Annotated in this window: 17 protein-coding genes; 4 read left to right on the top strand and 13 right to left on the bottom strand. The window is 49.8% G+C overall.

The genetic code is table 11. The annotated features are described in order from the left end of the window. Nucleotides 1-6 precede the first annotated feature (6 nt). The 4 genes from DU002_RS14795 to DU002_RS14780 all read right to left on the bottom strand — a co-directional run bounded on the left by DU002_RS14795 (nt 7) and on the right by DU002_RS14780 (nt 2,851). Entirely contained in the window at nt 7-780 is a 774-nt protein-coding gene (locus DU002_RS14795; RefSeq protein ID WP_114339175.1) for a hypothetical protein, read from the bottom strand. A 197-nt stretch (nt 781-977) separates the two neighbouring features. Next, nucleotides 978-1,778, bottom strand: a complete 801-nt coding sequence (locus DU002_RS14790) for a hypothetical protein (RefSeq protein ID WP_114339174.1) — start codon at nt 1,776-1,778, stop codon at nt 978-980. 107 nt (nt 1,779-1,885) lie between these two features. Then, nucleotides 1,886-2,149 (bottom strand): hypothetical protein, encoded by a 264-nt coding sequence (locus tag DU002_RS14785; protein ID WP_147271876.1) that lies wholly within the window; start codon nt 2,147-2,149, stop codon nt 1,886-1,888. A 252-nt stretch (nt 2,150-2,401) separates the two neighbouring features. After that, the gene (locus DU002_RS14780; RefSeq protein ID WP_199405255.1) at nt 2,402-2,851 is read right to left on the bottom strand and encodes an aldo/keto reductase; all 450 of its coding nucleotides are present in this window, start codon (nt 2,849-2,851) and stop codon (nt 2,402-2,404) included. A gap of 1 nt (nt 2,852) precedes the next feature. Here DU002_RS14780 and DU002_RS14775 point away from each other — a divergent pair, with 1 nt between their 5' ends. Then, nucleotides 2,853-3,077 carry a helix-turn-helix transcriptional regulator gene (locus tag DU002_RS14775; protein WP_233496509.1) on the top strand — a complete coding sequence of 75 codons (225 nt, stop codon included), beginning with the start codon at nt 2,853-2,855 and terminating at the stop codon, nt 3,075-3,077. A 212-nt stretch (nt 3,078-3,289) separates the two neighbouring features. On the opposite strand, the gene DU002_RS14770 is transcribed toward DU002_RS14775, so the two are convergent. Further along, on the bottom strand, nt 3,290-3,877 hold the full coding sequence (locus DU002_RS14770; RefSeq protein WP_114339170.1) for a TetR/AcrR family transcriptional regulator: 588 nt from the start codon (nt 3,875-3,877) through the stop codon (nt 3,290-3,292). A gap of 133 nt (nt 3,878-4,010) precedes the next feature. Between DU002_RS14770 and DU002_RS14765 the strand changes: the two genes are divergently transcribed. Beyond that, entirely contained in the window at nt 4,011-5,054 is a 1,044-nt protein-coding gene (locus DU002_RS14765) for an alkene reductase (protein ID WP_114339169.1), read from the top strand. Between the two features lie 143 nt (nt 5,055-5,197). Here the strand turns inward: DU002_RS14765 and fusA are convergent, their stop codons facing one another. Both fusA and DU002_RS14755 read right to left on the bottom strand, forming a co-directional pair. Next, complete coding sequence (gene fusA, locus DU002_RS14760; protein WP_114339168.1) at nt 5,198-7,228, bottom strand: elongation factor G; 2,031 nt, start codon at nt 7,226-7,228, stop codon at nt 5,198-5,200. A gap of 293 nt (nt 7,229-7,521) precedes the next feature. Continuing rightward, nucleotides 7,522-8,112, bottom strand: coding sequence for a hypothetical protein (locus DU002_RS14755; RefSeq protein WP_114339167.1), 591 nt, complete (start codon nt 8,110-8,112; stop codon nt 7,522-7,524). Nucleotides 8,113-8,638: 526 nt separating this feature from the next. Here DU002_RS14755 and DU002_RS14750 point away from each other — a divergent pair. Beyond that, a complete protein-coding gene (locus DU002_RS14750; RefSeq protein ID WP_158538074.1) occupies nt 8,639-11,185 on the top strand; it encodes a PKD domain-containing protein in 2,547 nt (848 codons plus the stop codon). A gap of 144 nt (nt 11,186-11,329) precedes the next feature. On the opposite strand, the gene DU002_RS14745 is transcribed toward DU002_RS14750, so the two are convergent. Then, entirely contained in the window at nt 11,330-13,624 is a 2,295-nt protein-coding gene (locus DU002_RS14745; RefSeq protein WP_114339165.1) for a hypothetical protein, read from the bottom strand. Nucleotides 13,625-13,931: 307 nt separating this feature from the next. Then, nucleotides 13,932-14,918: a zinc-dependent alcohol dehydrogenase family protein gene (locus DU002_RS14740; protein ID WP_114339164.1), complete on the bottom strand. Its 987-nt coding sequence runs from the start codon at nt 14,916-14,918 to the stop codon at nt 13,932-13,934. A gap of 131 nt (nt 14,919-15,049) precedes the next feature. On the opposite strand from DU002_RS14740, the gene DU002_RS14735 reads away from it, so the two are divergent. Continuing rightward, the gene (locus DU002_RS14735) at nt 15,050-15,946 is read left to right on the top strand and encodes a LysR family transcriptional regulator (protein WP_114339163.1); all 897 of its coding nucleotides are present in this window, start codon (nt 15,050-15,052) and stop codon (nt 15,944-15,946) included. 100 nt (nt 15,947-16,046) lie between these two features. On the opposite strand, the gene DU002_RS14730 is transcribed toward DU002_RS14735, so the two are convergent. The 4 genes from DU002_RS14730 to DU002_RS14715 form a co-directional block, all read right to left on the bottom strand. After that, nucleotides 16,047-16,670: a 3'-5' exonuclease gene (locus tag DU002_RS14730; RefSeq protein WP_114339162.1), complete on the bottom strand. Its 624-nt coding sequence runs from the start codon at nt 16,668-16,670 to the stop codon at nt 16,047-16,049. Nucleotides 16,671-16,800: 130 nt separating this feature from the next. Continuing rightward, nucleotides 16,801-18,771, bottom strand: coding sequence for a putative bifunctional diguanylate cyclase/phosphodiesterase (locus DU002_RS14725; RefSeq protein ID WP_158538073.1), 1,971 nt, complete (start codon nt 18,769-18,771; stop codon nt 16,801-16,803). Continuing rightward, a complete protein-coding gene (locus DU002_RS14720; protein ID WP_114339160.1) occupies nt 18,768-19,052 on the bottom strand; it encodes a hypothetical protein in 285 nt (94 codons plus the stop codon). Before DU002_RS14720 ends, DU002_RS14725 begins: the two co-directional genes overlap by 4 nt. A 226-nt stretch (nt 19,053-19,278) precedes the next feature. Further along, on the bottom strand, nt 19,279-21,873 hold the full coding sequence (locus tag DU002_RS14715) for a TIM-barrel domain-containing protein (RefSeq protein ID WP_114339159.1): 2,595 nt from the start codon (nt 21,871-21,873) through the stop codon (nt 19,279-19,281). Nucleotides 21,874-21,893 lie beyond the last annotated feature (20 nt).

Here is a 21,893-nt window from a genome sequence, read left to right as displayed (position 1 = left end):
CGGTAACTAAGCTGTTTCCCGTAACCGCTGCTCAATCATCCGCAAATCATATAAGTATTTAATAAGTTTTCGCTCTCCGCCGAGATAATGCATTTGTAATTCGTCATTACGCGCAGCCAACTCGGGTGACTGACGCTTTAACTTACCTGCATTTAATTCATCGTAAAGGATCTTTTCAATGGTAAAGCTCTTTACATAACGATGGATCGAGGTGACGTTTTGTACAAACTGAGTAGTCAGTTCCCGGACTTGCTGCCACTGAGCCGAAACGATGATTTCACCATTAAATTTTTGCTCTGCGATATCCAATAAACGATATTGGATTAGCAAACTCGCGCCGAGCATATAAATAGGCAAATTGTACTCAACATTACCGAAGTCATTGGGATTACGCTCATCGTAAAGCATTGCTAAACCTTGGGTCAGCCCCGAGCTTGGACCAATCGCATCGTTAATGGCGCTGGCCAGCGTATCTAAATCTCGGGCCGAAAACTCCTCCCCGCCTTCAGCTCGATTAACGTAACTCTCATAGTAGGTGTATGCAGGTTTAATCTTTGACCAAGCGATCCGCGCATTATTTAGTACGAAGTGCTCACTAACGGTTTTATCAATTACCTCTTCAATAGGTGGACCCTGGTCCTCCTCTTTTCCACCATAAAGGTTTAACACTGTTCCGATAGAAGCTGCCAGCAAGAACATCGGGACCCCTGCTGGTCCCATTGCCGCAGCAGCCCCTGAGAGCACTATAAATGCAGCGGATGCAATATCGTTTCTTTCCATGATTACTTTTCCCTAATCAAATAGGCGTGTGAAATAAAAGCGTAGTTGAGGATCATTCGTAATCTGAGAAATATTTACGCTCAAGCTTGGCCGCATTGTGTGCAAATACATTCAACTAAGCGATTATGTGGGTAAGCGTTATATTGGGTTGTAGAAGTCTAAAGGGCGGAGCATTGGATTAGGATCAACGCTGTAAATCACTTCACCAAGGGTTGATAGTGCTGTACCCGCTCTTGATACAGTTTGTCTAACGCATCGGCGATCGAGAGTTCAGCGTCTTTATCCAGATAACGCTCTATCTCATTGACCACGAAACGATGAGATTGCTTATGCTGCTTGGCAAATGCGGCGCACTGTTTTCTGAGTTCACGCTGAAACATGGCGTGTTCTTGTTGTTGCTGCCACGCCATCACGACCGCTTCAAGGTTATTGTCATGTTTTGCCATCCCTTCAACCAGTTTGGCCTGATTGATACGGTAGCTTTTACTGACCGCCACCAGTGCGTCTTTAACACTGGCATACTGCTCACCAAACACCTTGATCGGTGCGGCAGTTGGCACTAAGCCGGTCGCTTTGGCACCGTCAATTTCATAGGCAAATCCGACATAATTACTGCGCCGATGAGACTCTTCCCCCAGCTTTAATCCGGCAGCGATGCTGTGATGCAGAGAGAAATCCAGTTCCTCCAATTCATCTTCATTCCAGCGTAAAAACACACCGATCGCCTTTTTGTATTTACTGGCAATTTTGGTATGCACTAATTCACGACGCTGCTGTACCAATCCCATCGTGCAGCCTTTGAGCAACTTAATGCACTCCATACACGAGGGGACTTGCAGGTTATCTGCTGACAATTGCCGATATTGAAACGACTGCCAATGAGCTTTGGGCGGCGCAAAATCAAATTCAGTCGCGATACAACCACAGTAAAAGCAGGTGTGGAAGTCATTGGCATCGATGGCGCGTAACTGGCGATAGCGTTGATCTAACAGGCTCATACCGATTGACTGTGTGTCCGAAAAAGCAAGAATGCAGGCTCGTGATATTAACTCAGAACGCTCGCCACAGCGATGCTAAGTTAGATTAGCGAGCCACCTTGACATCGTCACAGCACGGCATAGATGAACAACGCCCCAGAGACACAGATAACCACGGTCGTCGGCAGGGCGGGAATGGCGACCTTGGTTCGTGGAACTCCGCTGATGACCCCGTGTAACAGGGTCATGACAAAAAATGTCAGCAGCAGCCAAATACCGATGGAAGCTGCAACTGCTTGCGCACTGTTACCATGGATGAGGACAGACCAGCCCAACAACGACAATGAGATCAGGAAAAAACCAAACAGCACCAATTTGTCGAATTTAGTCAACTTATCACCTTCCTGCCACAGGACGTATCCGCGAGCAGGCACGGACATATGCCACAGAGAGACCTATCGCGCTTTCACTACCGGCCCGAGCCGGTGTAACTGTCTGATTATAATATCTTTAAATTGTCTATCAGCAAAAATATTCTAAAGTAGGAACTAACTGCCAGAAGCAGATAGAAAGCAGACGTATCCAACACACGCGCTTTCTATCTTGTCACTCCCCTCTAGGCCTAAGCCCTAGGTGACAGCCCGTTAGGCCGTTGCAGCCTGCGCTGGCGTATCACCAAACAGCAGTGCCGAGGCTTGCTCAGGATACCTTGTACCTTGCACATTAAAGCGATTCAGGATCCCTTTGATCGCGTCGAGATCTGCCTGCGATAATACAATGCTCTCAGCCGTGGCATTCTGCTCCAGCCTCACCACACTGCGCGTTCCTGGTATCGGGGCGATGTGAGGGTGCTGCGCCAATAGCCACGCCAATGCCAGTTGCGCGCTCGTACAATGGTGTTGCGCTGCTAATGATTCAAGTTGCGTCACCAACTGCAGGTTCAATGTGAAGTTCTGCTCCGAAAACCTGGGATTAGCCAAACGCCAATCCCCCGCGGCCAAGTCACTCCGCTGCTTGATAGCTCCGGTTAGAAAACCCCGCCCCAACGGAGAGTAAGGCACAAAGCCGATGTTAAGTTCAGTACACAGTGCCAATATGAGTCCCAGCTCACTACACCAGCACTTTAAAGCGGTCACCAATGCATCACCACTGCAATACATCAAGACCATACGGTTGCATCACGCCCATCAGTTAGTGGCGGTGCAACAAACCAGTATCAGCCAAGCGGCCTATCAAGTTGGTTACCAAAGCGTGTCGCAATTCAGCCGCGAATATAAGCGCCTATTTGGCCAAATACCCAGCGAAGCTAAGGCTGGCTAAAGCCAATAGCGTAATGCCTTAGGTTACGGGACGAGGGCGAAAACAAGGTTCGCTTCCAGAAATATTAGGAACGAATGTTCCACATTGAAGATCGTCGCATTCACTTAAAAATTTACTTTTGCCTCAATAGCCAACGTAAATAACTCCCTGTTTTAGAGCCGATAACGGTACAGCTTGGCTTTAGGGAGTGGTTCTCGTTCTTCAAAAACATTTTAAGCTGCCCCACACACATCTTGATAGAGCTTATCAGCCAAGCGCTGCAGTACCTCGGCTTCGGGGTGGGTTTGCGCAAAGGTGCGCAAGCCGTAAATGCCCATAACGAAATAGCGGGCTAAGTGGGCACAATCTTGATCGGCACTAAGTTCGCCGTTGGTTTGGGCTTTTCGTAGCACATACTCAATCCCCTCCTGCCAGCTTGCCAAACTAGCCGAGGTAATGCTTTGGATCTCATCGTCCTGTTCAGCCAGCTCATTCAGCGCTTTAATAAGCAAACATGCCTGTTCTGACTCACAACTCAGACATTCCTGAACGATATGATCAAGATAGGTTTTTAACTGCGTCAGTACAGCTTGGTCGTCAGTGAAGAAAGCATCGAACTCTTTTCCGCGGTCCTGTATGTACTGTTCAATTGCAGCCAATAACAGGCCACGCTTATTGTCGAACGCACAGTAGATGGAGCCGGGGTGCAGACCTGTGGCCTTGGTAAGATCCTGCATACTGGTTTTGCCATAGCCTTTCGCCATAAACGCGCTCATGGCAGATCTCAGTACTTTCTCTCTATCGAATTCAGCATTACGCATCAGCAGGCCTTCACTCTCTGTGAGTCACATCTATTATCATTGTACTTATTTTTGAATGTTTGCTCAAAAACATTCTTGAATAAACATTCAAAACATTCTATCTTGAACAAACATTCAAGATTCAGAGGTCGTTATGACGGATATCCTTTTTCAACCCTATACCCTGAACCCTACCCTAACACTGAAAAATCGCATCCTGATGGCGCCACTGACCCGCTGCATGGCTGACGCAGACCTGGTACCGACCCAAGCGATGACTGAATACTATGGCCGCCGGGCTGAGGCAGGTCTGATTATCTCTGAAGCGACAATTATTCGTGCAGACGGCCAAGGCTATCCCAATACCCCCGGTCTATTTACCCCGGAGCAAATTGCTGGATGGCGCAAAGTCACAGATACAGTGCATGCCAACGGCGGCAAAATGTTCGCTCAACTTTGGCATACCGGCCGCGTTGCTCATCCCCACTTTTACCATGGTGAGCATGTGCTGGCACCTTCCGCTGAAGCAGTCGAAGGCAGCGTACCAAGAATGCGTGAACTGACTTACCAAGTGCCTAAGCCAGTGACAAAGCAAGAGATAGAGCAGCTGGTAGCGGACTATGCGCAGGCAGCAGCGAACGCCATAGATGCTGGCTTTGATGGTGTTGAGATCCACGGAGCCAACGGCTATTTGATAGACCAGTTCCTGCACCATGACAGCAACAAGCGCACGGATCAGTATGGCGGTAGTCCAGAAAATATGGCGCGCTTTGCACTGGAAGTGGTAGACGCCGTGATCGACCGCATCGGCAACGACAGAACCGCCTTGCGTGTTTCCCCTGGCGCCTACTTTAATATGGCCGCCGACGACCGCGACCGTGACGTATTTGACTACCTGTTACCGGCACTGGAACAACGTGACTTAGCCTTTCTTCACGTCGGGATCTTTGATGATGCGATGGAGTTCGGGTATTTAGGTGGCCGTGCTTCCAGCTACATCCGTAGTGTTTACCACAACACATTAGTGGGTGTCGGCAGCTACACCGCCGAGACCGGCAGTGAAGCAATAACAGCGAATAAGTTCGATCTGCTCGCGATCGGCCGGCCGTTTATCGCTAATCCCGACTATGTAGCGAAGGTGAAATCAAAAGCCCCGCTGGTAGCCTACAGCGACGAGATGCTTACCAGTTTGGTATAAGTTTTTTTACCGCGACCAAATCACCAATAAACAGAAAAAATCATCAAGGCTAACTGAAGGGTTAGCCTTGTTTTTGCCGTTGTCTGGTCGCGTTACAGATAAGTGGCACGGCTACCGCAAAACAGCGCACCACTTATCATCACTTAAGCGAGCTCTTGCGAACGATAGCCCTGACAGAGTGCTTTTTGTTGCGACACCGGCACCGGCTCAAAGTGACTCAGCGCCAAGGTGAAGTGCCCTTCGCCCTTGGTGATCGACTTTAGCCGTTGTGAGTAATCACTTACCTCGCTGAGTGGTGATTTACAGTGCACCGTGGTACGCCCGCTATTGCCGACATGGGTGTCAGTGATGACACCACGGTGACTGGCCATATCGGCTGATACATCACCCATGGCATCCGCAGGTACCGTAACAGCTAGATCCACAATCGGCTCAAGTACCACCGGCTTAGCTTTCGCCACCGCCTCAATAAACGCTTTTCTGCCAGCAGCGACGAAGGCGATCTCTTTCGAGTCTACCGAGTGATGTTTGCCATCGATCACCGTTACCTGCAGATCTTGCATCGGATACCCGGCAATAGCGCCCTCTTCCAAAATCTGCCGTACGCCCTTTTCAACAGCAGGAATAAACTGCCCGGGGATCGCCCCACCCACGACCTTGTCGACAAACCTGAATCCCTCACCTCTAGACAACGGTTTAACCGACAAGTGCACTTCACCAAACTGACCGGCACCACCGGTCTGCTTTTTGTGGCGATAATGCCCATCAGCTGCGACAGTGATGGTCTCGCGGTAGTCGATACTGGGCGTACTGGTTTCTACCGCTAACTTGTACTGGTTGCGCATCTTGTTAATCGCAGTTTTCAGGTGAAATTCACCTACCCCGGTCAGCAGGGTCTCGTTCAGACTGGCTTTATGAGACACACTCAGGCTGGGATCTTCGGCGGTTATTTTGTCGAGCGTTTCCCACAGTTTTTGCTCCTCACCTCGACGACTCGGCTTGATTGCCATACTAAACATCGGTGGCGGCAGGGTCAGACTCTGCAGATGAAAATGGTCTTCATCATGGGAATCATGAATGACCGAGTCGAAAACCAGCGCATCGATCTTAGCTATCGCCACCCAATCCCCCGGATCCGCCTGGCTAACCTCTACGCGCTCCTTCCCTTGCAGGCGAAACAGGTGGCCAGGTTTGAACGGTTTGCGGCCATCACCAATAAACAACGCGCTATCAGGCTTTAACCGTCCTTGGTGCACTCGCGCCAAGGCCAAACGTCCCATAAACGGATCGATAACCACTTTAAACACATGGGCAATAGCATGACTACCCGGCTCTGGAGATAAAGTGACCGGATTGTCGTAATTCATAAATAGTGGCGGATTGCCTTCAAGCGGGGTGGGCATTAACTCAGCTAACACTTGCAGCAAGGCATCCACACCGGCACCAGTGCGCGCAGACACAAAGCAGACCGGCACCAGATGCTGCTGGCGCAAGGCCTTTTCAAATGGATCATGCAACTGCTCGGGCTTAAGCTCGCTGCCCTGCTCCAGATAGAGCTCCATTAACGCTTCATCGAGTTCAACCACTTGGTCAATCAAAGCATCGTGGGCGCTTTCGACACTGCTAAACGCCGGTGTGCGATCGTATTGGGGATCAAAGTAACAATCGATGACATCATCACCGCTGGCCACAGGCAAGTTGATCGGCAACAAGGTGGGCCCCAACCGGGTTTGCAACTCATCCAATAAAGTCGCCAGATGTTCAGCATCACTGTCAATCTTGTTAATGATCACCATGCGACATTTCTTTCGCTCGCCAGCCGTTTGAAACAGCTTCTCGGCCACATTGCTCACCCCTTCGGTGGCGTCTACCACCAGCGCACAACTTTCCACCGCTGGCAACACGCTAATAGCACGGCCAATAAAGTCGGCTGATCCTGGGGTATCCAGCACATTGACCTGGTGGCCTTGATGCTCAAAATGCAGCCAACTGGTATCTATCGATTTTTGTAGCGCGCGTTCTTCAGCGTCGAAGTCACTCACTGTTGTGCCTCGGCTTAATTCACCGAGAGTATTGATGGTGCCTGTGTGAAATAGCAACTGCTCGCTCAGGGTGGTTTTACCAGCGCCGCTTTGGCCAAGCAGGGCAATATTTCGGATGTTATCTATGCTCATGTGGGCGTCTCCGTAGGCGTTATTTTTATATCGGAAATGCAATTAAAGAAGGGTAGCCCTCATCGGGGCCAGTTGTGGCTATGGGTCATGCGCCGTCTGGGAAGGAACCCGGAACACGGCGCGGCCGTTTTTGTCATAGGCAGCGTCCTCGGAACGAGTTAACACAAGTGTGCGCCCGAGACTCACTGAGATCGTTGACATTGATCAGCCATTAAAGCGAATAGTGCGGTGCAGATTATCCTCCGCGGCAACTTTAGCGCCCTACCTATATCGGCGGAGACAAATCGCACCGCTTAGCGAAACACCTTATCGAGAAAAGGCATGAAATAGCCCTTTTTATGGCTAGTAAATGCCGAATAATAGGTATGTTCCCCAAGTAGGTAGCGGTTTACTTCCCAGCGCATCGTTTTTGCCATCATTAAGGACTGAAACGTATAAAATAACTGGAAGCACAGATATCCGAGCAGCACTACGCCGAACCAGTCAGCCATGCCGAAACCTTGCTTTGTAACATTCTGATAGAGAGGTTGTATCGTCGAGAAAGTTAACAGAGAAATAAGTATAAACTTTGGCAACAGTAACGTCTGATACCGACGAACCATCATATCTTCGCTAGTAAAGTGAAGATTTTTAAGCGCATTTGAGACCTCCTTTACAGGGATACCGTGCAGGTTCGCCATCCAACGATTCTCTTCTGACTCCACTAGCACATCAGACGACTCTCGCCATCGATGAATTATCATGGACACAACAACCGAATAAACCAGCTTTATCAGTAGCAGGTAGCCAACGGCCGCAGGGTAACCTGCGATAGTGATAGCACCACAAGCTATAACCATCACCAAATATAGTGTTGGCCCGTAGTAATCTTCTGCATGACTCATGCCTAACTCCCTTCATTCACTTCTTCCAACCAAACAGCGCTGTCAGTATATCCTGTAATATCTCGTAAATTCAGTTAATTAGATCCTAATTATTGACTCCTGTAAGCACCAAGTTTCACCCGATGAGTGACTACTAGGCGCCTGTATCAAATGAGCTCTCCCACAGGCAAGCAACAACGGAGAAAACGGAGAATTCATAGCTCATAGAACACTAAACATACCGCCACAAAAGATACAGCTAACATTGACTAACAGTTGAACCCCTCTTGTTCTGGGCTCAATTCAGCACCTGCAAAGGTTATATTAAGCATCGGCACAACGCTGACGATGACCACATAAACAAAACCTAATACACCCTTGTTTTAAATGAATTTAATTTAACTTAGCGCAAAAACAGATCGATTTTTCCGCTGTTTATTTGCTCTACCTCTCGTATTTGGCTGAGTAAAAAAACAGCAAAAACTATCCATGCTAGCCTGCAGAACTCGGTGCGCAGATGCGCAAGGATAGATCCAAGGAACGCAAAATGATATCGGTACCCAAGCAGGCAGAATGCCGCCTCTGGCGGACAGTGTTAGGCCTCTTTTTACTGTTCAGCATGTCCAGTGTATATGCTGATAGCTGGCAGTTTAGAGGCACACCAAATAGCTGGGGCACAACCCCAATGGTAGCCAGCGGCAACAATGACTATGTCACCTGCCAGCAGTTCAGCGGCAGCAATCCGCGCTTTAAGATTGATCACTACGGTGATTGGAGTGAAAACTATCCCGATAGTGACTATCTGATAGAGAACAGCGGCAGTTACCAGATCACTTTTAACAGCGGTTCAAAGCAGGTTGATGCCACTGCCGTGGCTAAATGTGATGATGGGGATGACGGTGATAACGATACAAGTAACTTGGTGTTCTATTTCGACGCCAATGACTTCTCATCAGCCCCCACCATTTGGGCCTGGATCCCCAACGGTAGTGCGATCTCTGAACTAGAAGGTTATGGCTGGAATGCCCAGCAGGTTTTAACCATAGATGCTGACAGTGGCTATTACGTCTGGTCACTACCTGGTAAATACCAAGGGGAAATCGATTCAGGGCTTCAACTGAACTTTATTATCGACAAAGCCGATGAATTCAGCCGCAGCACCACCGGTTGCTACAGCGATAACCGCTGGTTCGACAATCTCGTAGATTGCCTTGAGCAGCCTTTCTCTCCATATATTGGCCCCTACCTCACACTGATCCAACCGACAACCACGGGCGCGTACAACACGGCAACCGTCCTTAATCCTGCCAGCAATATGGTGATCAATTATGAGCTGGCAGGCAGTCACAGCAACTTTACTGCCCAAGCCTACTTCCGCAAAGCGGGTGATACAGAATGGCAAGTACAGGCAGAGGACAACGTTGCCGATCTCGCACCGGGCTGGGGGAAGGTGCATCACATTACCCTAAGCAATTTGCAGGCGGATACGGAGTATGAGTACAAAGTCACCAGTCCTGCCGGCGAATTCTCCAGCCAATATGCCTTTATCACCGCCAAAAATGAGATGGACTACAGTCGCTTCCTCGTGGTTGGTGACATGCAAGATGAACAAGGCCAACAACGCTGGCATGACGTCGCCCAGGCGATCGTCAATGAGCATATGGATGACTTTGATTTCATCATCACCGTCGGCGACATGGTAAAAGATGATATTCCACAAAACGGCGAGCGTTTCTATTGGTGGAAGGTGTTCTTTGATAAAGGTCAGACACTGTTTGCTTCCAAAGCCATGCTGCCAGCCATGGGCAACCATGACACCCCAGGCAACAGCAACGTCAGCGACTCTGAACAGTATTGGAGTAACGCTGAGGACACTCGCTCATTTAGAAAATACTTCTATCTCACCCCGGATATGAGTTATCCCGATTACTACAGCTTCCAATACGGTAATGCCTGTTTTATGAGCGTGAACTCAGAGATCCCTGTGTTCTATGGCCGCTATCCTGAGCGCGACCACGGCAACAATGCAGCGGCCCAAGGCAACTGGCTGCAAGATGAAGTCAATCAAGCGCAATCATGTCCTTGGAGTTTTGCGTACTGGCATGTACCGGCGATCAACCCGGCTGGCGGTAAGGATGAGGTCAAATATCTACGCCCTTATGTGAACTACTTTAATCAAAAACTCGATTGGGCGATTACCGGCCATGTGCATGAGTACCAGCGCTTGAAGCCTGTCACAGCCACCAGTCATTCACTGGACTTCAAGGCTGAGTATGGCCGTGATGCGAATAAAGGGGTGGGCTATATGATCGCAGCGCCAGCGGGACAATGGCCCCGGAATAACAGCAGCAGTGATATGCATATCCTTGCCTATTACCCCCACAACAGCAATGGCGTCGCGTATGAGATCGGCTTTAGCATCATCAATATTTCGGGTAATCATTTTGACCTGAAAACCTATGGCATGGGCAGTGTTGGTACTCAGGAGCAGCCATCAGGCTACCGCTCCGGCAATGATCGTAGCAAGCAACTCATCGACGCTGTGTCTTATAGTAAACAGGGGCTAACCGCAGATGCCGGTGACGACATCACGGTGATGATAGGCAGCACAGTGCAGTTTGACGCCAGTGGCTCAACATCGGCTAACGGCAGCATTGTCTCCTATCAATGGTCCAATGGCTTAACTGGCATCTCCCCAACTAAACTCTATGCCGACGCTGGGACCTACCCTGTCACGTTAACGGTGACTGATGACAAAGGCGAAACAGCGACCGATACCATCACCATCACCGTCACTGACGACACCAATTACAAACAAGACTTTAGCAGTGTTGATTTTCGCGGCACAGCCAATGGCTGGAGTAAAACCGCCATGCGCTTAGTGGGCGATTATCGTTGGCAGATCACTGTCACAGTCACCGACAGCAACCCCAGCTTTAAATTTTACGCTGACGGTAAGTGGTATGGCGATAATGAGCCCGACGGCGAAACCCACAGCAACGAGTACGCCAATATTGCTATCACTCAGGGGCCAGGGACTTATCAGATCACTTTGACAGATAACATCCGTCGCTATCAGGTCAATAAACTCTAGGTTATTGAAACATCAGCGTGTTGCGGCATCGATGAATAATCGATGCCGCAACAACCAAGCCATCGATCAGGCTTGGTTGTTTTATCGTTGTCGGAACATCTCCCATCGCAGGCAGCCACCAAGATCAACTATGTGAGCACCCAGCTATAAAACATTTAAGCGCACTTGGTAACGGCAATCGCCACCGCTTAGTTCCAGCTTATAGTGACCATTCTTATACTCACTCGCATTTACATCAACCCAGTTAATTACTGATATGTCAGGTGCAGCCGGCACCATTGGCGTAATCAATAGTTGCCCAGATTGAATGGAGCCATCCGCCAATATTTCTGGCTGAACCGGCAGGTTTATCTGCCATATCGCTTCAACATCACTGGTAATCACGCACTGATCAAACACCATCACTTCGTCGGCCGTAAAAGTGATATCGCGCTGCCACGATGTAATGCTGTTGTTTTTACCGTAGACGGGACTCAGCTCCATCTGGATCGTGGTTGTATCACCCACAACTTGATAATCCATAGAGGATTCCGCATCCAGATTCTGGCGCACCGTTTCGCCATTTTCGACAAAACGTAAGGTGTTATGCACCTCGGTGGCTTGATGAATACCACTGTGGGACCAGATATTCTGGGTCACGGCTAACCACTCGTCTTTAAACAGAGAGAACGCGCCTTGGTCTCGAGAAGCGTGGGACTCATCATAAATACCTGCGACAACAGATAACCAAGTGGCATCGGGCTGCCAGGAGGATCGCACAAACAAGTGACCAGCACCTTTTGAGTGATAAACCAAGTCAGTAGGGGCAACCGGTTCCGGCTCTTGCGCTAATAGTGTGGTGTGCAAATTGAAGCCATAAACAATCTCCGTCACCGAATTATTATCCAACCACCATTTACCCCGCTTGGCCTCAGGCGAACCAATATTAAGCGAAGCAGCACGGTGTATCAGGTTTTCGTGGTAATCAAACAAACGGGGAAATGACACTCTGGATTGATCACCGATAGGTGCAAATTGATCCAACGTAGGCGTGGTGGCATGGATCCAGTAATCAATCGTTTGTCTTGCATGGGGCGACCGTCCAGCTAAATCCATGCCCGTGGCATCCTTCCAGATCTGGTACAGATCAAACAAGTTCCCTTGGGCGACGCCATAACCGGTACCTTCTCGACTACCGCCGCCCTCAAAATCTGCGAAGTAGGCGACTAACGTCGGTAGTTTTTGTTCTTTTAGCAGCGTTAGCCAGTGTTCATTTTTATCTGCCAAGCCCCAGGTCATGGTCGCTTTTAAGAAACTGAAGTGATAGTTGTTACCCGGTTGCGTGACCGCCCAGCCACTCCATGGAAATGGCTGTCCTCCCCACTCAGCCTCTTTATGATGCCAAACGTTCCACACAGCCTGTTCAGCATATTGGCGCCAACGCAGCTTTTGACCATCACTCAGCAACTCACCGCTATAAGCATAGGTGTATGCCAACTCAGAGATAAAACGACCGACATGAAGATAGGAGTCGGAGCTGACTTTCGGTTTTTGGCCTTCAGCGATCTTGGTTTCGGCGTCTAAAACCTGCTGCTCCACCAGCGTAATCGCGTGCTGAATATAACGTTCATCTGCCGTGAGGTAATAGAGATACACGGCATCGACAGGCGAAAAACCATAACCGGGGTTGCCGGCCACCGCACGCTCTACCCAGGCGGTAAAACGGCTCAGATCTTGATCTGAATCTTTGAGATGCTCCAAGAAAGAGAGCGAAAGCTCAGCAGAAACTTCACTGACTTGTTGCACAGTAACCTGCAACTCGGTACTTAATCCTTGCCATTGCACACTGCAAGTTGCTTGGCCTGGCGCGACCGCAGTCAACAGATGGCCAACCTGATCAGTACGTTCCCCACTCATTGAGACGGCATCACTGTCACACTGCCAGACTAAGCCTGAGCTAATTTGGGTAATTGAATCATCAGAATAATGAGCGAACACACCCACTGTTTGTTGTGTGCCCACAGTGAGCGTCAGCGGACCGAGGGGCGATGTGCGGATCAGATCAACAACCACAGAACTTTCAGCGACTGAAAAGCTCACCAATAAACTCAACTGCTGCCAATTTGCCGTGCAATCGGTGGTGCCAGATTGTTTTGCAGTGAGCAAGTTATTTTGATCAATCTCCACCGCCGATGAAACACATTGCCATTGCAGATCGGACGCGGAGACAGGCTGACTGCTACCATCATCATAGGCAACATTAAGCGCGAGTTGACTGGTGTCCCCCATTTTAAGCTCGGTTTTACCAGCGCTCAGGCTTAAAGCCATTGCAACAGGTGCATCGTCAACCGGAGTATCAGATCCACCTCCCCCACCGCCACAGGCAACCAACAGCAAAGAAGTCGCCAAGATAAAAAGTGGGGAATATTTAGGGCGCTGTTCTGTAATTCGTTGTATCACAACACATCCTTGTATCAGTATGTCAATTAGCGGCTAGCGGCCACTATCGCATATCAGATAAGGTAGAACTTTGTTGCAGTACAGCTCTGGAACAGATAACGAAACAGCCACAACGGCAATGCAGCAGGCAACGCACTGAACGCGGCAAACTCAGAGAAAATATTAATAAATCGCAGGGGCTTAATTGAGGTGAGCTTTTTTGCTAACACCTACAGGCGTTAGGCAGCATCAAGCGATGGACGACTTAGACAAGTTGTCACAACAAACAATGTGCCGAGAAATTCCCCGGCACTATCAGATCTGAACCCTAAACCTCGACAACAACCTTGCCCATCCCCTGACCACTGGCCAACCGGGCGTGAGCATCGCCCACTTGATCCAACGTGAATCGATTTTCGTCCAGCACTGGGCGCAAGCCGCCAGCCTCAGCGATCTCAGCCAACTTACGCAAAATATCGGCGTGGGCCTCACGATGGAAATCGTGCAACATGGGGATCAGCATAAACACCACGTGCAGCGACAACCCTTTAAAATGTGCTGTGGTTAAGTCCAGCGCCACCATAGAGACCGTAGAAGCCACTTGGCCATTCAGCGCTGCCGCTTCAAATGAGTTGGCCATATTCGCCCCGCCCACCGAGTCAAACACCAATTCAAACCCTGCACCACCAGTATGCTTCGCGACATAATCCGCGACAGATTCAGTTTTGTAGTTGATCGCTGTTGCACCGAGCTGTTCAATCAGTTCGGATTGTTGCTCTCCGCCACCTGTCGCATAGACTTCGGCGCCAAAATAGCGCGCCAGTTGCAAAGCCACGTGGCCGACGCCACCGGAGCCACCATGCACCAGCACTTTTTGGCCTTTAGCGATACCCGCTCGGATCAAGCCTTCGTAAGCCGTAATACCCACCAACGGCAACGCAGCCGCTTCGCGCATAGATAGGTTTTTTGGTTTATGAGCAATCAGGCGCGCATCAGCCACCACATACTCGGCCAAAGTGCCCGGCAGATCAGCTAAACCACCCACACAGCCGTAAATCTCATCACCGACACGGTATTCGGTGACACCCTCGCCCACGGCTTCAACGGTACCGGCAAGGTCCATCCCTAAAAGGGCGGGCATCTCGGGGGACAATGGCAGCTCACTTCCCATTTGGCGGATCATGGTATCGACGGTATTAACGCTGGTTGCAGCTATGCGCACCAGCACATGGCCAGGTTTAAGCTCTGGTTTAGGCAGTTCAGCCGCTTCAAATACCTCTGGGCCACCAGCTTGACGAATTATCATTGCTTTCATTGGGATGGATCTCTGTTGAGTTGTGTTTTACAACTCTAGTTACTAAAGTGGATAATGAAAATAACGCCAACTGTGTAATCAGTTTTTAGATTTAATTGATAATAGTTAGGCTCTCAACACAGAAAGCAGATATGAATATTGAACATCTACGGCTCTTTGTTCGCCTCACAGCCACCCGCAATATCAGTGTCGCAGGCCAAGAGCTAGGTCTATCTCCTGCCGTCGCCAGCACACATATCAGTAAACTTGAACAAAGTTTGGGGGTGCGTTTAGTCCATCGCACCACACGCAAAGTGTCGATGACCGAGGAGGGCAAAGCGTTTCTTCCCCACGCCGAAGAAGTTTTATCCAGCGTTGAAGCAGCTCGCGCCGCCGTCGGTGGCGGCAGCGCTATTCCTACAGGCACACTGCGCGTCGCCGCACCCGCCTCTTTTGGTCGCATGCACCTAATGCCTGCACTTAAAACGTTTCTAATCGACTACCCAGAGCTTGCTGTCGATTTTCGTTTCTCAGACACCATCGTCGATCTGGTCGAAGGGGGCTTTGATATTGCCATTCGCAATGCCGAACTCGAAGATTCGACACTGATAGCAAGAAAACTGGCGCCAGATACCCGCCGTGTCTACGCATCCCCTGATTATCTTGCCAAACATGGCGAACCTAGCACACCGGAGGATCTGCTAAAGCATGAATGTATCAACTTAATGGGACTGGAGAGCTGGGTATTTGAAACCCCCACAGGGAAGCAAACGATTAAGACCAAAGGAACCTTACGTACCGATAATGGTGAAGTCGTACGCGATGCTTGTGCCAACGGACTGGGCATTGCGTTCAGCTCCACCTGGTGTGCCTATCAACACGTTAAAAGAGGCGAGTTAGTGCCGATACTCCGTGACTTCCCGCTGGTATCAGGCACCGCCATTTGGGCGGTTTACCCCACTTCGCGCCTGCTGGCACCTAAAGTCAGAGCATTTATCGATTATTTTGCAGCGCACTTTGGCAGCACGCCCTATTGGGATAAACAGTGAAAAGCTCGCCAGCGCGAACAGCATAGAACTCGGTTGGCAATCCACACATAAAAAGCGCAAGCCAGTTAAAGCTGCATTCAGCGTCTATACCACAATCCGCTTAGTTCTGTGCGTGCAGAAATTTAGGTACGGCCGCTTTGCTTTTACTGCAGATCTGCTGCATCAATTTAAAACTTGGCGCTTGCAGCTGGTAGCTTTGTTGTAGCTCTTCAAGCAGGCAGTTCCACAACTTGGCGGTCATTTCTGAATCCGCCAACGCTCGGTGAAACACCCCGTCGTTGGCAATATTTTTATATGCCACCAGGCTGCCTAGCTTATGGTTAGGTGCATCAGGAAAAAGCCGTCGGGAAAGCAACATTGAACAGCTGAATTCACCGCTATAGCGGCACCCTATTTGCGCGAATTCGGCATCAAGAAAGCGCTGATCAAATGACGCGTTATGGGCAACGAGGTTGTGCCCGCCGATAAAGTCATAAAAACGGGTCATGACCTCTTCACACGGAGCTGCGTCTTTAAGCATCTGGTTGCTGATACCCGTGTAATCTTCAATAAACCGACTGATGCGAAATCCAGGGTTCATTAACTCCTGAAAACGCGCCACAGGTTGCCCCTTTTCCAGCATCACCGCACCAATTTCAATCGCCCGGTCACCCTGATTCGGCGAAAGGCCTGTGGTTTCAAAATCCAGAACAATAACGGTATTCGCGGGCGCAGAGGTACTCAAAGGGCTAATTCACGTTGCGGAGAGATGGCTTAATTCTACCGACCGACAACCCAATAGAGAAGCGACGTTAACAAAGAATTATCGACAATAGAGGACAAAAACTCTCTCCGTTGCCTGGCGCCACCGACAATTAAAGCGGCATCAAAGCCATCTCTTTTTCGTTAAGCCAGCGGGTCACTTCATCAGGCGGCATTGCTGGCGCATACAACCAGCCTTGCATGGCATCACACTCAAGATCTCTTAATAGGTCGAACTGCGAACGCAGTTCAACCCCTTCAGCGAGCACTTGCATACCTAGATTATGGGCTAAGTTAATAATGCCATTCACGATGGCGACTTCCGCGTCGCTTTCATGAATATCTTTGATAAATGAGCGATCAATTTTGATCTTGCTGACCGGCAGAGATTTCAAATAGGCGAAAGAGGAGTACCCCGTGCCAAAATCATCCAAAGAGACGGTAAAGCCACAGGCGTTAAACTGGGTGATGGTTTCAATCGCCTGTGCGACATTTTTAATCAGCGTGCCTTCGGTGATCTCAAGCTCAATCAACGAAGGATCGACTCCTTTCTCGGCTGCGATTTTTGAATAACTGTCACAAAGATGAGATTGATAAAATTGCAGCGCTGATAAGTTGATGGCAATGCGGGTATTCAACCCCTGCTGTTGCCATTTTTTTAGCTGCTCGCAAGCGGTCACCATAACAAACTCAGAGATGCCGTGGATCATGCCGTTTCGTTCAGCCAATGGGATGAAGCGATCAGGCGTGCTTCGAGGCCATCGAATCAGTGCCTCAAACCCCATCACCTGCTCGCTTTGCAGGCAGATCTGCGGTTGGTAGTTCAGTGTGAATTCTTGCTCCTCAATCGCAGTAAACAGTTGCTTGCTGGTTTCCCGCTCCCACACCAGATCCACATACAACGAGTCTGAAAAGAATTCGTAGCAGCGCTTCCCTGAAGCTTTGGCCGAATACATAGCAAGCTCTGCATTTTTCATGATCTCTTCAGCACTGACGCCTTCGTCTGGGAACAGACACAATCCGATACTCGCGCTTAATTGAACATGACTACCGGCAAGATCAAACTCCTGCTGTCCCAACGCATCAAGCAAGCGCTGACACCCTTCCATCAAATAGTGTTGATTACAGCCCCGAACAATAATCGCAAAAGCATCACCCGACGCTCGGGCAACCATTTGCTCCCGGAACCAATGGGTACCATGAAGTACCTCGGCAAATGATTTTAAAGCTTCATCTCCCAACGAGTGCCCTAGGGTATCGTTCAAAGCACGAAAATCATCAATATCCACAAACGCCAGCGCACATTGCTGACCACTTTCTGCCGCTTGGGAAGAGACGGTTTTCAATCTGTCGAGTAATAGGTAGCGGTTCGGTAGCCCGGTCAGTAGGTCTGTGGTCGCCAGTTTGATCAGCTCTTGCTGAGACTCATATCGCTCGGTGATATCAACACCAATGTCCCACGACTGCCATTCAGGAATAACCTCAGCGTTTTGTGGCAAGCAATACCAGGAAACAATACGTTTGGATCTGTCCTTGCGATAAAGCAAGCTATTCACATCACCGTCTGAAAGCTCACTGAGGGTCGCAGCCATGGCAGGAGGCAATTCGTCGCTAGGGAAGATAGCGTTAGTAATGTCGCGATTCCCAATCACCTCATCAGCGGCGTACCCACTCACCTGCTCTGCCGCTTTATTCCACTCAATCAATTCACCTGCATGGTTATAGGCGCGCAAAATCACCGGCATATTGGTTAGCACATCTCGCGTTTGCTGATAAGCCGCTTTTAATCGGCGCGCTTGCTCGGTCTGAATGAATATGTAGAGAAAAAGTCCCCACAGCACGGGTTGGAGAACTTGAAAATAGTCGTGAAAGAGCTCTCTACCACGATCACTTAACGCGACACCTTTAAACCACAATTCATACCATTCGATGGCACTGAAAAAATTTATATAGGTGGTGACAGCAATAAGTGAAAACAGCGCCCAAAACGCGCGCTTTTGCTTAACACGTTTATGCCTTAAGCTCAGCATGATCAAAGCTAAAAGAGAGAAGATTGAGGCAAAGAAATCTATGGCTGCAATCATCCATCTGCATCCTTCGCCATACCCTCTTCGGTGGCAAGAAAACACCATGCAGCCATCAGTACGGCGTTTAACAAAAAGCCGATATGCTCCAGGATATTAAAAAAGCCTGACCAAAATATGTGTTCAACGGCGGTACACACGGATCCAAAGACAAACGCAAAAAGTGAACCTAGGAGCAATCGTGAGTAGGGGATCTGAGCCAGGCTAGAGCGAAAGGCGAATACCATTCCCAACAGCCCAGAGCAGAGCAGAAGTACCAATATTTCTGCTTGCGACACCATTCTAACTCGCCATCCATATCATCCTAATTTCATTAGCTAAAAGGTAGCTGTCGACACCGGCTTATGCAAAGTAACTTAATGAGCAGATTAGTTTTTTGGTAACTTCGCAACATATTTAATGCAGCCAGTGAAGTTTATTGATGCGGCGACCTTCCATACAAAAATCGCCACCGCGCGGGCGTAAAAAAGGCGAGCCCAAGCTCGCCTACTTTAAGCCGTCGGCAATCTAACGAACAAAACGAATCGCTTGTTCTGCACCAACACTCACCTCGCCCAATACCGCCACTAAGCCACCCTTGAGAAGATACCAACCGATATCACCGCTCTGCGGGGTCACTTGTGGCAACTTTTCGCCATTCACTTCGACCTGACTAATGGTGTCTTCGGGGGTGACAAAAGTGACACTAAGCTGCCTTTGTGCTGCGGAGGACTTCGCAACCTGATTGGGACTCAGCGTAACCAGATAGCCGTCGGCTTGTGGCGCAAGCTCAATCACGGTTTCAGCGAGGCCATCATTTAGATAGCTCTGCGTCAGGCCGTCATCCTCATATAAGGAAAACTGGTGAGACTGACTATCGGCAACAACGTTCAGCTGCAGATTTTCAAACCATTGAATATCAGCTGCAGCCACTCGACCAAGATCGGCAACGTCTTCGCCCAGCGTCGGCACGATAGCACCGGCACGCATAAACAGCGGCGCACGGACAACGGTTTCGCCCTCACTCAACGGGCCCGTCACCGAATGTTGGAACACGGCTCCTGACGATTGCGTGACCTCAGCAAGATCGTAATAGTTCACCCATGAACCTGCAGGCAGGTAGCTATTCACCTGATCTTCATTATCTGTGATGGCAGTGAACAGCAAGCTCTCACCAATCATTTTGGTCTGGTCGACATCGCGCGCGTTGGCATCTTGCTGGAAGTGATACACCAGCGGTGGGAACATCGCCTCACCGGTTAAGGTGGCGTGGTGAGCCAAGCTATAGAGATATGGTGTTAAGCGGTAACGGGTACGCAGATTGGCCAAATTACTGACCTGATCACCGACTCGATCCGGGGCCGTCTCTTTACAGTTACATAGGTTTTCGGTGTGGGGGCGTAAAGGGATCTCCATCAACACAGAGGTCGCTAACCAACGGGTATAAAGGGTATCCAGATTCCTGCCAGAGGTACCGCCACGATGAAATCCACCAATGTCCGAGCCATAGTAGTCAAATCCGGACAGGCTCATGTTGGTCTGTGCGGGCATCTGCGCTTCTACAGCCAAAAAGCGGCTGGCGACATCTCCCGACCACATCGCCACACCGAAGCGCTGACTACCTGCGGCACCGGAACGACTGAGGATCCAAGGGCGGCGATCTGGATGGGTTGCAGCCGTCTGCTCGGCAATGCCCTGACTCCAATAGAAATTTAGCAGGTTATGTACGCTGGGATGATCAGTTCTCGGCTCGCCATACCATTCAAGTCCACTGTAAATACTGCTGTAATCATAGAGCTCAGGCTCGCCTAAGTCGGTCCAATGGCCCAAAAATCCATCATCGATGAGCGCTACCCTTTTCTCATTGTGCCAATCAACCCTCGCCGACGAAGAGGTCCAATCGATCATCCCACCGATCCCCCACCAGGGATTGGAGCTGAGCTTACTGGGCGTTGTACAAGGGGCTTCACAATCCATCGCCAACTGGCGCTTCTCTGCCAATTGCTGGTACTCCGGTAAACCAGCACCGACATAGCTCTCTTCAATATGTATCAGCGCAATATTTTGTTCTGCCAGCGCTGCCATTTTTTTCTCAGGCTCAGGAAAAGCCTCACGGTCCCAGGTCAACGAGCCCATCTGAGTATCTTCAGAGCTGGTCTCAATACCGCCAAACCATTGCAGATCCATCACGAATCCATCGATGGGAAATTGCGCCTGTTTCAGGCTAGCGAGTTTACTGTCGAGTTCTTGCCAATTGTCATAGCCATATTCGGAAACCCATAAGCCGAAAGCCTTCAACGGTGGCACAGGTGCGCGCCCAGTCAGATCTAGGTATCGACTGCGTAGCTGTTTTAGATCAGCACCGATAAACAGGAACACGCCTAACGACGGCTCTTCACTACTCACCTGCCATTGAGGTGATTCGAAATCAAACGACAACGGATAGTGTGTATCGAAGAACAGACCGTAGTTATCCATCCCCTCCCCGAGCACATAGGCCACGGGGATTTGGGTATCACCCGATGCGGCGATATCGGAATAGGTCATCGCGTTACCGGTAGAGGTTGCAGGTAAACGCTCCTCACCGAGCCAATTCGCACCGTCGTCACTGGTATCTAACTTCTGGCCCAAACCATAAATATGACTAAAGTTTTCCTGGCTCAGTGTCAGTTCAAGCTCGTCATCGTCACTTTCAGCCAGACAAAGACGGGTTAACGTGATCGGCTCAGGTTGACTCAAATCGGTGGTCAGCAAACAACCCTTCTCTAATGTCACACTCAACAAGGCAGTACTTAACGTCTGAGAAGAGGGATCATATTGATGACTGGCAGGTCCATCGAACTGTGTCTGCGCCAGCATGGGCGAAAAGTAAGGTTGTCCGGCAGACAATTCACTGTGGTAGGCGATATGAAGGAGATCATCATCCAACAATGTCACCATCACATCCCCCTGCCCACCAGTGATCAACAGTTGCGGCTGTTGCGCGTCGATATACTGTGATTGCAATGGGCCTTCAACCGAAGAGGAGCCTCCGCTGGAACAAGCGGAGATAGTTAAAGTGATGGCAGATAAGGTCACACTGGGGAGACCGCGTAGTAACGAATGAAGGCCAAGCATACTCATAGAGCGCTCCCTGCAATAGC

Origin of the sequence: Corallincola holothuriorum, from assembly GCF_003336225.1 — a bacterium.
GTDB classification, from domain to species: domain Bacteria; phylum Pseudomonadota; class Gammaproteobacteria; order Enterobacterales; family Neiellaceae; genus Corallincola; species Corallincola holothuriorum.
Note: the sequence above shows the minus strand (reverse complement) of the source record. Positions and strands in the feature narration are given on the sequence as shown.

What these genes read in the sequence shown, in the direction of transcription:
- DU002_RS14795 (WP_114339175.1), bottom strand. Translation starts at nt 780, where the DNA reads ATGGAAAGAAACGATATTGCATCCGCTGCATTTATAGTGCTCTCAGGG.
- DU002_RS14790 (WP_114339174.1), bottom strand. Translation starts at nt 1,778, where the DNA reads ATGAGCCTGTTAGATCAACGCTATCGCCAGTTACGCGCCATCGATGCC.
- DU002_RS14775 (WP_233496509.1), top strand. Translation starts at nt 2,853, where the DNA reads ATGAGTCCCAGCTCACTACACCAGCACTTTAAAGCGGTCACCAATGCA.
- DU002_RS14770 (WP_114339170.1), bottom strand. Translation starts at nt 3,877, where the DNA reads ATGCGTAATGCTGAATTCGATAGAGAGAAAGTACTGAGATCTGCCATG.
- DU002_RS14765 (WP_114339169.1), top strand. Translation starts at nt 4,011, where the DNA reads ATGACGGATATCCTTTTTCAACCCTATACCCTGAACCCTACCCTAACA.
- fusA (WP_114339168.1), bottom strand. Translation starts at nt 7,228, where the DNA reads ATGAGCATAGATAACATCCGAAATATTGCCCTGCTTGGCCAAAGCGGC.
- DU002_RS14755 (WP_114339167.1), bottom strand. Translation starts at nt 8,112, where the DNA reads ATGAGTCATGCAGAAGATTACTACGGGCCAACACTATATTTGGTGATG.
- DU002_RS14750 (WP_158538074.1), top strand. Translation starts at nt 8,639, where the DNA reads ATGATATCGGTACCCAAGCAGGCAGAATGCCGCCTCTGGCGGACAGTG.
- DU002_RS14740 (WP_114339164.1), bottom strand. Translation starts at nt 14,918, where the DNA reads ATGAAAGCAATGATAATTCGTCAAGCTGGTGGCCCAGAGGTATTTGAA.
- DU002_RS14735 (WP_114339163.1), top strand. Translation starts at nt 15,050, where the DNA reads ATGAATATTGAACATCTACGGCTCTTTGTTCGCCTCACAGCCACCCGC.
- DU002_RS14725 (WP_158538073.1), bottom strand. Translation starts at nt 18,771, where the DNA reads ATGATTGCAGCCATAGATTTCTTTGCCTCAATCTTCTCTCTTTTAGCT.
- DU002_RS14720 (WP_114339160.1), bottom strand. Translation starts at nt 19,052, where the DNA reads ATGGTGTCGCAAGCAGAAATATTGGTACTTCTGCTCTGCTCTGGGCTG.
- DU002_RS14715 (WP_114339159.1), bottom strand. Translation starts at nt 21,873, where the DNA reads ATGAGTATGCTTGGCCTTCATTCGTTACTACGCGGTCTCCCCAGTGTG.